The organism is Pseudomonas sp. p99-361, assembly GCF_003935475.1.
GTDB lineage: Bacteria > Pseudomonadota > Gammaproteobacteria > Pseudomonadales > Pseudomonadaceae > Aquipseudomonas > Aquipseudomonas juntendi.
Genome location: NZ_RHQO01000033.1, coordinates 24,822 through 36,497 on the forward strand (window position 1 = coordinate 24,822; position 11,676 = coordinate 36,497).

The following is an 11,676-nucleotide window of genomic DNA, read 5'->3' on the forward strand; positions in this document are numbered from 1 at the left end:
CAAACCCGCTTGATGACCAACCGCCCCAGGCAACCTTTACTTCAGGCTGTCGACTACCGGCGGCCTGCCTACTGCCGATGCACTCATAGCAAATGCATCCCCCTGTGTTCCTTGTAGTCCAAGGTTGGCACCATTGCTTGGCAAAGCTGCTTGCAAGCGGGTGAATACATCGTCGAGCAATGCCTGGCGACGGCGATACATCGCCCGTTTCTTTGCCGGAATGTCGGCCTCGGCACGCTGCGCCGGCGCCAATGGCAGGCTGTAGAAATCGGCATGCTCCGAAGCGCTGGCACCATGCTCCTGCCAGATAGCATCGTAGTTGGCCGCCAGCTCCTGGCCCTTGTCACGGCCAAAATAAGCGTGGCGGTGATGCCGGCTGGCATCGTTCACGGCGTACAACCGCGCGACCCCCAACGTTCTGGCCAAGCACTTCAACGCCTCCAGCAGCAAGCTGCGCGGGCGCAACCCCTCGAAGTCTTTGGTCAGGTCGCGGTAGATGGCCAGCGAGGTGTCGCTGTCGATGCCTTTATGGATGCCCTGCACTGCGCCGATGTACAAACCGATGCCGGCCGGCCCCTGGCACAGGGTGAACGCCAGGGATGCCACACGCAGGTCACCCTGGAACAGGTTGAGCACCAGCTCGCCTTCGCGCTTGAACCAGATCGGCCGGTCGAGCACCAGACAGCAGCCCGGCGAATAGCTACCCAGGTCACACAGGGCAAGGCTGTCGTCCCGGCCCAACAGCAACAGCCCAGGAAAATGCCGGGCCACCAGCTCGAAGTGCGAGGCCACTGCATCGAGGCGCTGCGGCGCCTGCCAGTGCTGGCTGATATAGGGCCATTGCACGACACCGATGCAGTCAACGCCCAGCCGCTGCAACCCCGGCTGGCCCAGCGCCGCGGTCAGGCGCTGCATGAAGGTGTTCAGCTGCGGCCAATGCCTGGCCATCTGCAGGCTCAACTTGTACTTGTTGTGCAATGCCCGCAACGAGTAACCGGGTTGCAGGGTAAACACGCTTTTCACGAGGGTGCCGAGCATCATGGGCCTCTCTCACTTGTACTCGATCAAAGCCGCTTTGCCAGCCGCCAGGCGGTGGCGCAGAAACTTCAGCTGGCCGAGCATTTCGGGGAACTTGCCCAATACCAGAAACACGGCCTGCAGCCAGTTTTCGCGCGGCGACCTGTTGCCCCGCTGCGCCAGGCGCATGGCCTGCAACGGGTAGATCAACAACAACCCCAAGCCCCAGCCGCCCACCAGCAGGCAGGCCAGCACGATCGACACGGGAATGCCCAGGCCCCACACCCAGGCCCGGCGCGACTCGCGCAACCAGTGCCGCTCGGGAGTCTGCCCGTGCAGATAGGCGCCCTCGGCGTAGGCATGCCCGGCACGCAGGCTGCGCCGCCACCATTGGCTGAACCGGGTCATGTCGGCGTCGTGCAAGGTCATCTCGGCATCCAGGCGCCAGATTTTCCAGCCCTTGGCGCGCAAGCGCACGCACAGCTCCGGTTCTTCCCCAGCGATCAGGTCAGGCCGAAAACCGCTCACGGCGACGAAAGCGTCTACCCGCATCAACGCGTCACCGCCGCAGGCCTTGGCCTCGCCGATCGGGGTATCCCATTCCAGGTCGCACAACAGGTTGTACACCGAGCGCTGCGCGAAGCGTTCGCGGCGCCGGCCACACACCACCGCCACCGCGGGGTGTGTGGCCAGAAACGCCTGGGCGGTGGCCAGCCAGCGGGCATCCACTTCGCAGTCGCCATCGACGAACTGCACCCAGTGCATGGCGGGCAGCAACCGCTGCAACACGGCAAAGCCTTCGTTACGCGCCCTTGCCGCGGTGAACGGGGTGCCCATGTCCAGCGCCAGCACCTCGACGCCCAAGGCAGCGGCCAGTTGTTGCGAACCGTCGCTGGAGCCCGAGTCTACATACACGACCTTGTCGGCCCCATGGGCCAGAGAGCGCAGGCAGCGCTCCAAGCGCTGGCCCTCGTTGCGGCCAATGACCACCACGCCGGTCTGCATCGCCAAGGGCCTCACTCGACCGCCGCCGGGGCCACCAGGTGCCGGGCCTTGATGACTGCCGGTACACCGACGGCCAGGGAGTTGTCCGGCACATCCACCAGCACCACGGCATTGGCACCAATGATCACGTTGTTGCCGATGCGAATGCTGCCCAGTATTTTGGCACCCGTACCGATGTCGACGTTGTTGCCGAACACCGGGGCGATGGGCTCGTCGACATTTTTCAGGCCCACTACCACGCCATTGCGGATGCGACAGTCGTCGCCGAACCGGGCGTAGCCGCTGACCACGATGCCACCGAAATGGTCGATGACGAAATTGCGGCCGATCACCGCCTCGCAAGGCAATTCCACCCCGGTGATGATCTGCACGAACTTGAACAACACCTTGTACACCAGTGAGCACAGCTTGCGCAGCAGCGCCGGGCGCACGCCGTAGCGCCAGCGGCCGAAGCGGTACACCAGCAATACCCAGAATCCCTGGGCGCCCCAGTCGCCACCATGGGCCCGCAGGTCGGCGCGAATATTCTCGAACATGACGGTAGCTACCTTGTCGGTTGGCTGGCGTAACGGGTCTGCAACAGCAGTGACCAGGTCGCCCGGCAATGACGCCAGCAGGCCTGTATCGCGCCCCGGCCGCGTCGTTTCAACAGCGCTTTGAGTGCCAGCACCAGGTCGCCCACGGTCACCAGCAGCATATGCAACGCCAGCCCGGCCAAGCCATGGTGCTTGCGGAAATACAGCAGCTCGCTCTCGATCTGGTAGGCGGAAATCTGCCGGCTGGCAGCTTCCAGCTCGGTGACTGACTTGGAGCTTTCACCCCCTATGTGGACCACCGTGGTATGTGGGTAGAACACCACTTTCCAGCCGGCCTGCTTGACCCGCTTGCAGTGGTCGACTTCCTCGTAATAAAGAAAGTAGCGCGGATCGAACAGGCCTACCTGGTCCAGCACTTCGCGGCGTACCAGGTAGAAGCAACCGGGCAACCAGTCGCATTCGCGGACCGAAGCGTGGTCCCAGTCCATGTCGTCGACCATTTTCAGCCCAGGGAACAGGCGCCCCAGGCCAGTACGCCCGACGAAGACGTTCAGCGGCGTGGGAAAATAGCGGCAGCTGGGTTGCAGGTCCCCCTCTCGGCCCTCGAGGCGTACCCCCAGCACGCCGCAGTCCGGGTGGGCATCCATGTAGTCGAGGGTTTTTTGCAGGGAATCGGCGGCCACGAACGCATCGGTGTTGAGCAACAATGCATACTTGCCTTGCAGGTGGGCCAGCAATTGGTTGTTGGCGCGGCCAAAACCCACGTTGTGCTTATTGCTTAGCAACACTGCTTCCGGGCAAACCTCGGCCATGCGCTGCAGCGAGTCGTCGACGGAGGCATTGTCCACCACCAGGTAACTGGCCAGGTGTTCGCTGCCTGCGCAGCGCAAGGCATCGAACATTGGCTGCAGCAACCCGGCGGTGTTGAAATTGACCACCATCACGTCGACCGGTTTGCTAGCCATTATTGCCATCCCCGAAGAAGTACTGGCGCCTCTGCGCCATCAGTTGCGGCTCAACCGTGGGGTCGTAGGCGCCGTCGCGCTGTTTGATCAGGTCGATCCACGGGTAGGCTTCGCAGCGTGCCTCGACCCGTTTGACCAGCGCCTCGGTGGTGCAGATGAACACGGCCGGGTTGCCGCCGTAGACGGTGCCCGGTGGCACGTCCTTGGTGACCACCGCCCCTGCCGCGACGATGGACTCGGGGCCGATGGTCACCCGCGGCATGATGATCGCACCGTGGCCGATGAAGCAGTTGTCTTTGATGTCGATGAAACCGACCGAATCAAGGTGTTTGCCAAACCGGTGTTCGATCAGCAAGACCACCCCGTCGTGGCCGATCAACGTGCAGTCGGACAACCCCACGCTGTTGCCGATACGCACCAGTGACGGGTCGAGGAACTTGCAGCCGGCATTGACGAAGAAATTGTCGCCTACCGAGTGAAAGTTGCCCCATCGTTTGAGGTAGGCGCCCCACTCCAGCCCCGACGGCCTGCAGAACCGGCGGTAGAACGTGCCTCCGCGCCCGGTTGCATGTGCGTAATGTGCCACTGCCTTGCGTATCCATCCCATCATCCTTCCTGGCCTCGCGATCAATACGGCTCGAATGCCCTGAGGCGATGCGGTCTCGTTCTTCTAGATGCTGACCACTACGCACTCAACCTGTGTACAACATGGTTCACGCGGCGGCGCCGCTTTCCGTCCTCATCTTCGCGTCAAGGTGGTCGGCCAGCCGCACGGCGAACTGCAACAGCGGCATGGTCGGGTTGGAGGCGCCGCCCTTGGCAAAAATACTGCTGCCGGCGACATACAGGTTTTGCGTGCCGAACACCCGGCAGTTGCCGTCCACGACGCCCGTTTGCGCTGACGCGGCCATGCGCGTGGTACCCATGTGGTGGGCATGGGGCGCCATTTTCAGCGGTATCGAGGTGTCATAGACAAACTCGTTGAGTTTGACGAAGCCCAGGCCCGTGTCAGCGAACTGCTTGGCCAGTTCGGTACCGATGCACTTGACGGTGTGGCGGTCATCGGCACTGAGCACCCAGTTCACGCTGACCTTCGGCACCCCCAGCGCGTCGTGCTCGTCGAGCAGCGAAATGCGGCTGTGCAGGTTGGGGAACTGCTCGATCATGGTACTGATCACGCCGTCACCGGGGCAGCTGAACTTGGCCACGAACTCGATCTTGCTGGAAATCCCCATGTCGCAGGCCAGGTTCTCGAGAAAATGCTTGACCTCGGCAGTGCGGCCATAGGTTTGCACATCGGCCAACAAGGCTGTGGTGACGTTGCCTTTGCCGGCCTGGTATTCGGCGAGGAAGGCATCGGTGGTGTAGTACTGGCGCGGCTCCGGGTCTTGCCCGGACTTGAGGATGAAGGTGCCCATCTCGATGTTCAGGTGCTCCATGAAGCACGCGCCAACCAGGCCTTCCTTGTTGACCACCCCCGCAGCCACCAGGGACTGGCTGTTCAGCAACTGTCGGGCATTCTCGATGGCCCCCGTGGCCAGGATGAAGTTGCGGGCCACCAAACGCTGGCGATTGCGCTGGTAGTCCGACAGCACCACCGCCGCCAGGTGGCCGGATGCCTGGTCGAATTCCAGGTCCACGCAGTTGCAATTGATGAACAGGTCCAGGCCCTTGGTCTGCTCCAGCGCCGTGGCGTATTTCTGGGCAAAGCGGGTCGGGGTGCTGAGCAGGAAACGGTCAGCTTCGAAGTCGCCACCCTCGAGCGCGGTGTTCAGTGCACGAAAATCCGCCCCGGCGGGCAGGTCGACGATATCCATGGCCACCGGCAGGTAGGGCTCGATCTCCGCATAGGCAATCGGCCAACCCGGCAACTCACCCGGTGGGGCCACGGCGAAATCGGAAGCCGTGAAGGGCCGACACCGGCCGGCCCAATGGTTGGACGTGCCGCCCAGGTAACGCAGGCGGGTTTCCTCGGCATACAGCTCCAGGCCGGTCGAGGGGCAAGCGTACAGGGCTTGCGAATGCGGGGCGTACTCACGCCCCCCACCTTCGGCCAGCAACACGTTCCAGCCGGCTGCCGCCAGGCGCAGGCCAAGGGTGATCCCCGCAGGGCCAGCCCCGATGATGCAGAAATCGTAGTTATCGCGCAGCGTCTTCTGCTGCTCATAGTCCTGGATCATGCTGGCTGGTTCCGAAAATAGCCGGACGGCAGTACCCAGCCGTTGATCACCACGAACCCTGGCTTTTCAACCGGTTTGCCAGCAAACACCGCCGTGGCGCCGAACGCCGCGCTGCCCACGCCCAGCAGCACGCAACTCTGGAGAAAGCCTCTACGACCCAACTGCGCAGTACAAAAAGTGAGCTTCCCCATGATCCTGTGACCTGTCCCCATGAAAGTTACACCCAGCACGCAGCCCTACAGCCAGTTGAAGAAGGCCGTGAGCAACGCCCCGCACAGCGCCCCCACCAGCAGCATCGGTAGCACCACCAGCTCACGTTTGAGGCTGAAGATGCCCAGCTTGCGATTGACATGAACAACCAGTACCAGCGTCGGCACCGTGTGCAGGGCCACCCCCCAGATCGCCCATTGCACACCTCCCAGCGCCAGCAACAGCGGCAGGAGCCCCCACAGCGAAACCAGGCGGATGATGTTGTCCATGGCCTGGTATTTGGTGAGGCCCAACGCAATCCATACCTGATGAGCCAAGGTATAGCGCAATACGATGAAGGACAGCGAAAGAATCGCCAGCATTTGGCCAGCTTCCTGGTAGCGGTCATCGTACATCCAGCCAATCAGCAGTGGGCTGGCTGTGAGGAAGCCCCCGCAAATGAACAGCACCAGCAGGTCGACCAGCAAACGGAAGCGGTAATACAGGGTCTTCAGCCGCGCTTTGTCGTCGGCCCTGGCCGCCTCGCTGAACGCTGGCAGCGCCACGGCGCCGACGATCTTCATCAGCGCCGTCTGAACCGCGCCAAGGATGAGCACGGCAATGGAGTACACCCCCAATTGCGCCGCCGACATGCTGGCGCCAAACCAGATACGGTCACCGTACATGGCCAGTACGCCGACCATCGACGACAACAGGATCCAGCGGCCGAACACGATCAGTTCGGTGAGTGCCGTACGGTCCCAGCGCAAGTGGTTGCGCGGGCCCTCCAGCGCGGTGTGGCCCAGCACAGTCCAGGCCACCGCCGAGACCAGGCCCGCGATGACCAGGGCCCAGATCGAGTGGGTCAGCACGCCCAGTACCAGCATCACCACCAGCCCGGCCAGTTGCGAGGCCAGGTCGACCAGCACCACGCGCTTCTGCTGGAAGGTACGCACCGCAACATCGATCTTGGTGGATTGGAAGCCCCATATCAGCGCCGACAGGCCGGTAACCGCCAGCACCATCGGCAGCACAGGGGCGGCATAGGTGGAGTCTGCCGGCCACAACTGCTGGTACTGCGCCACCCAGGCCGCCAGGGCCAGCAGCAGCGTCAGGGCGAACAGCACGAAGCCGCGGATGATCTGCACGGTCCACGCCGTATTGAGAAAGTCCGGGTCGTCGCCACGGTGGCTCTGGATGATGTTCTGGCGCAGGCCAACATCGGACAGCAGATGCAGAAGGACCGAAACGGTGGTGGCGATGACCATGACGCCGAACATTTCCGGCAGCAACAGCCGCGCCATGATGAGGTTGCCGCCAAGGCGCATGACCTGTGAAGCCACCTGCGAGACCAGGTTCCACGACCCGGCCCGCATGGCCCGCTTGCGCAGGCTCGCGGAGGCTGACACATCAATCGACGGCATGAATTCATTCTCTGACTGATTGGCTAAAAGTCACTATAGTTTCAATTAGCCACGATGCTAGTGCCCTGGCACGGAACTCAGCGCCTCACCGCCTGGCGGCGTCTTGGGAGCCCGGCCGGCGTTGCCACTCGCCCGAAGACAGTGTAGTTCCGCGACAGGGCAGCCGCCGTTTGCCCACCGAAGGAAAGGTGCACATAGCCGATGCCTGAACATTTTCGTGCGTTGATCGTCATTCTGTTTCTGGCGAGCGTGGTCTTCCTGTTGGCGCGGCGGCCGGCCACCGACCTGATTCCGCTCAGCGATTACAAGCGCCGGCGCAATTTGTGGTTCCTGCTTACCGTGCTGGCGTTCGTCTCGCACAGCTTCTGGCTGTACCTGGGTGCGGGTGCGGCCATCCTGTTGCTGGCACGGCGCCGCGAGCACAACCCCATGGCGCTGTTCTACATGCTGTTGTTCCTGATCCCGCCGGCCTCGGTGCAAGTGCCAGGCTTCGGCGTTGTCAATTACCTGGTCGACCTGAACCACATTCGCCTGCTGACGCTGTGCGTGCTGCTGCCGGCTGCGCTGGAGCTGCGCCGGCACCCCGACAGCGTGCGCTTTGGGCGCACCTGGGCCGACCGGCTGCTGGCCGCCGGGCTGGTGCTGATGAGCGTGCTGTACCTGCGCGAGACCACCCTGACCGATACCTTGCGCCAGGCCCTGTACCTGTATGTCGACGTATTCCTGCCGTACTACGTGGCCAGCCGTGGCCTGCGCCAGCTCAGCGACTTCAAGGACGCGATGCTGGCGTTCGTGCTCACCTCCTTCGTCATGGCCCTGATCGCGGTTGCCGAATACGTGCGCCACTGGTTGCTGTACAGCGCCTTGGTCGATGCCATGGGCGTGCCTTGGAGCATGTCGGGCTACCTGAGCCGTGGCGGCGCCCTGCGCGCCAGTGTCACCACCGGTCAGGCGATTGCACTGGGCTATGTAATGAGCGTGGCGATTGGCCTGTTCCTGTTCGTGCAGGGTTACGTGCAGCGGCCCTTGCACAGGGCCATGGGCGCCCTGCTGCTGGCGGCCGGCCTGTTCGCGCCGTTGTCCCGTGGGCCGTGGATTGGCGCAGTGGTCATCGTGGTGGTGTTCATCGCGCTGGGCAAAGGTGCGGTCAGGCGCCTGGCGCTGCTGGGGGCGGCCGGCATGCTGGCGCTGCCGTTGCTGACGGTGGTACCGGGCGGTGACAAGGTGCTGGACCTGCTGCCCTACATCGGCAATATCGAAAAGGAAAACATCACCTACCGCGAGCGGCTGATGGACAACTCGTGGATCGTCATCCAGCGCAATCCGCTGTTCGGCTCGTTCGACTTCCGCAACACCCCGGAAATGCAGGCGATGATCCAGGGTGAAGGCATCATCGACATCGTCAACACCTACATCAACCTGGCACTGCGCGTGGGGCTGGTCGGGCTTGGCCTGTTCGTGGCGTTCTTTGCCGTGGTGCTGCACGGTATCCGCAAGGCGATGCGCAGCTTCCCGGACAAGGACGACGAACGACGACAGCTCGGCCGCGTGTTGCTGGCAACGCTGATCGGCATCCTGGTGATCATCTTCACCGTCAGCAGCATCACCTTCATCCCCGTGGTGTACTGGTCGATCGCCGGTCTGGGCGTGGCCTACACCCAGATGGTGCGGCGGCTGCATGCCAGCCCCGCGGTGGCACTGGCCGAACCCGACCTCCAACCCAGGTAATGTTCATGAATGCGCTCGCCCTGCGTGGTTTCATCCGCCTTTCGGCCTTCGCCAGCCTGGCCTTGCTGCCATTGCCGGGCTGGGCGTCTGCCTGGCAGGTCAGTGTCGACGAGCACACCGGCCTGCCCACCGTGAGCCGTGGTGGCGGCCCGGTGATGAAAGCCAAGTTCGATTTCTGGGCCGCCAACTGGAGCTGGACCGGCTTCTACACCGACCTCAAGGTCAATGGGCCGTACCACTACACCCTGCTGGGCAAGAACAAGGAACTGGACTTCGACCTGGCCGCGGATATCCGCAAGGAGCAGGCGCAAACGCTGAGCTGGACCTTCGACCTCGATGCACACAGCCGCAAGGCCGGGGTGATGGGGGGCGGCATGGTGTTCCAGTTCGACCCTGCGCAGGTCACCGGGGCCATGGGCGCCCCGCAATTGCTGCCAGGCAACCGCGGCTGGTGGTGGGGCAACGCCGAGCAGGGCCGGCGCATCGAAATGCGCTTCGAGCCGCCCTTGGCCAAAGTGTATTTCGAGCGTGGCAACCCGTCTGAGCTGCGCGCGTTTCTGTACCAGGACCCGATCACTGGCGGCAAGCAACAGCTCAAGGCCGTGCTCAACCTGACCGGGGACATCGAGCTCGCACCCACCGCCACCGAACGCTTCGGCCTGGCCGACCCGGCCAGCTGGCCAGACGACCAGTTGGACTGGCGCAGCGCGCCGGTAGACTTGTCGTTCCTCAATGCAGCAGAAAAACCCGCTGGCAAGCGTGGCTTCGTCAAGGCGGTCGGCGAGCAACTGGTGTTTGCCGACAACACCGCCGTGCGGTTCTGGGGCACCAACCTGTCGGCCTATGCGTTGTTCAAAAGCCCCGACGAGGAGATCCGCCAGCAGGCCAAACGCTTGTCGGCCCTGGGTTTCAACCTGGTCCGCCTGCATCATCACGATTCACCCTGGGTCAGCCCCAATGTGTTTGGCGACGGTACCTTGGTGCGCGACACCCAGCAGCTCAGCGCCGAATCGCTGCGCAAGCTGGACCTGTGGATCAAAGCACTCAAGGACGAGGGTATCTACATCTGGCTGGACATGCATGTGCAGCGGGCGCTCACTGCCAACGACAATATCGAAGACTTCGACGAACTGGCCAAAGGCGAAGCGCGCATCGACCTGAAGGGCTACGCATACGTCAACCGCAGTATCCAGCAGGCAATGAAGCGCTTCGCCGAACAGTACCTGACCCACGTCAACCCATACACGGGGCTGGCCTACAAAGACGACCCGGCCATTGCTGCCGTGCTGATCACCAACGAGAACGACCTGACTCAGCACTACGGCAATGCCCTGATGCCGAACAAGGATGTGCCGCGCCACAGCGAACGCTACATGGCTGCCGCCAAGGCCTTCGCCAAACAGTACGACCTGCCCGCCGACCTGACTTGGCGTGCCTGGGAGCATGGGCCATCGAAGCTGTTCCTCAACGACCTGGAGCAGCGCTTCAATGCCGACATGATCGCCCACCTGCGCAGCGTGGGCGTAAAAGTGCCGATCGCCACCACCAGCACCTGGGGCGGCAACGGCCTGAGTGCGCTGCCGGCACTGAGTGTTGGCGATGTGATCGACGCCCATAGCTATGGGGACATGGGTCAACTGGAGAAAAACCCGCTGACCAGCGACGGCATGATCGACTGGATCGGCGCCGCCCAGGTGGTCGGCAAGCCACTGACCGTCACCGAGTGGAACGCCGAGCCGTTCCCGCTGCCAGACCGTCACTCGCTGCCACTGTACGTGGCCGCTACCGCCAGCCACCAAGGCTGGGACGCCCTGCTGCAATATGCCTACAGCCAACAGGCGTTCAATCCGGGTTGGCGCACGGCAGACAACTGGCACGCCTACAACGACCCTGGCATGCTCGCCACCCTGCCCGCTGCCGCCCTGCTCTACCGCCGCGGCGATGTGAAGCCGGCCACTACCGACTATGTGTTCGCCCCGACGGCAGCCACCCTGTACAACCAGGAAATCACCCCGCGCAATTCACCACTGCTGCGTACTGCCATGGAAAAGGGCCGCTTGCAGATCGCCCTGCCGCAAACGCCGCAGCTGCCCTGGCTGAAACCTGCTGCCATCCCAAGCGGTGCGCACGTGCTGCAAGACCCCGGTGAATCGCTATTGCCGGCGGATGCCAGCGAATCGACCACCGACACGGGCGAGCTCAGGCGTAACTGGCAACAAGGCCTTTACACCATCGACACGCCGCTCACCCAGGCTGCCACCGGCTGGCTGGGGGGGCGTTCGATCAGCCTGGGCGCTGTGCAGGTGCAGGCGACTACGCCCTATGCCAGTGTCGTGGTGCAGAGCCTGGACGACAAACCGCTGGGGCAGTCGCGGGACCTGCTGGTGGCGCTGGGCACCCGGGCCATGCCCAAGCCCGATGACAAGACACCGTTCAATGTCGAGCCGCTGGAAGGCCGCCTGACCATCCAGGCGCCTGCCGGCCTGAAGCTGTACGCCCGCGATGCGCAGGCGCAGTTGAAGGCGCTGCCTGTGGCCTACGACAACGGGCACTACACCCTGACCTTCGACGGCAGCTACATGTCCAACTGGCTGTTCTTGAAATAGGGCACATGGCCATCTACGCTCGATTC

General features: G+C 63.3%; 10 protein-coding genes. 2 read left to right on the top strand and 8 right to left on the bottom strand.

Annotation, left to right across the window (positions count from 1 at the left end):
* Positions 1–36: 36 nt before the first annotated feature.
* From EGJ22_RS15710 to EGJ22_RS15745, 8 genes are all read right to left on the bottom strand, one after another.
* A complete protein-coding gene (locus EGJ22_RS15710; RefSeq protein ID WP_029885434.1) occupies positions 37–1,041 on the bottom strand; it encodes a VirK/YbjX family protein in 1,005 nt (334 codons plus the stop codon).
* 9 nt (positions 1,042–1,050) lie between these two features.
* On the bottom strand, positions 1,051–2,028 hold the full coding sequence (locus EGJ22_RS15715; protein ID WP_029885433.1) for a glycosyltransferase family 2 protein: 978 nt from the start codon (positions 2,026–2,028) through the stop codon (positions 1,051–1,053).
* Between the two features lie 5 nt (positions 2,029–2,033).
* Positions 2,034–2,558 carry a serine O-acetyltransferase gene (locus EGJ22_RS15720; RefSeq protein ID WP_029885432.1) on the bottom strand — a complete coding sequence of 175 codons (525 nt, stop codon included), beginning with the start codon at positions 2,556–2,558 and terminating at the stop codon, positions 2,034–2,036.
* A gap of 8 nt (positions 2,559–2,566) precedes the next feature.
* Complete coding sequence (locus EGJ22_RS15725; RefSeq protein ID WP_009682744.1) at positions 2,567–3,523, bottom strand: glycosyltransferase family 2 protein; 957 nt, start codon at positions 3,521–3,523, stop codon at positions 2,567–2,569.
* The gene (locus EGJ22_RS15730; protein ID WP_009682743.1) at positions 3,516–4,133 is read right to left on the bottom strand and encodes an acyltransferase; all 618 of its coding nucleotides are present in this window, start codon (positions 4,131–4,133) and stop codon (positions 3,516–3,518) included. Before EGJ22_RS15730 ends, EGJ22_RS15725 begins: the two co-directional genes overlap by 8 nt.
* 103 nt (positions 4,134–4,236) lie before the next feature.
* Positions 4,237–5,703 carry a GMC oxidoreductase gene (locus EGJ22_RS15735; protein ID WP_029885431.1) on the bottom strand — a complete coding sequence of 489 codons (1,467 nt, stop codon included), beginning with the start codon at positions 5,701–5,703 and terminating at the stop codon, positions 4,237–4,239.
* The gene (locus EGJ22_RS15740; protein WP_029885430.1) at positions 5,700–5,894 is read right to left on the bottom strand and encodes a hypothetical protein; all 195 of its coding nucleotides are present in this window, start codon (positions 5,892–5,894) and stop codon (positions 5,700–5,702) included. Before EGJ22_RS15740 ends, EGJ22_RS15735 begins: the two co-directional genes overlap by 4 nt.
* 45 nt (positions 5,895–5,939) lie before the next feature.
* Positions 5,940–7,316 carry an oligosaccharide flippase family protein gene (locus tag EGJ22_RS15745; RefSeq protein WP_009682740.1) on the bottom strand — a complete coding sequence of 459 codons (1,377 nt, stop codon included), beginning with the start codon at positions 7,314–7,316 and terminating at the stop codon, positions 5,940–5,942.
* Positions 7,317–7,517: 201 nt separating this feature from the next.
* Here EGJ22_RS15745 and EGJ22_RS15750 point away from each other — a divergent pair, with 201 nt between their 5' ends.
* Both EGJ22_RS15750 and EGJ22_RS15755 read left to right on the top strand, forming a co-directional pair.
* Positions 7,518–9,044 carry an O-antigen ligase gene (locus tag EGJ22_RS15750; RefSeq protein WP_029885429.1) on the top strand — a complete coding sequence of 509 codons (1,527 nt, stop codon included), beginning with the start codon at positions 7,518–7,520 and terminating at the stop codon, positions 9,042–9,044.
* Between the two features lie 5 nt (positions 9,045–9,049).
* Entirely contained in the window at positions 9,050–11,650 is a 2,601-nt protein-coding gene (locus EGJ22_RS15755; RefSeq protein ID WP_029885428.1) for a cellulase family glycosylhydrolase, read from the top strand.
* The last annotated feature ends 26 nt before the right edge of the window (positions 11,651–11,676 follow it).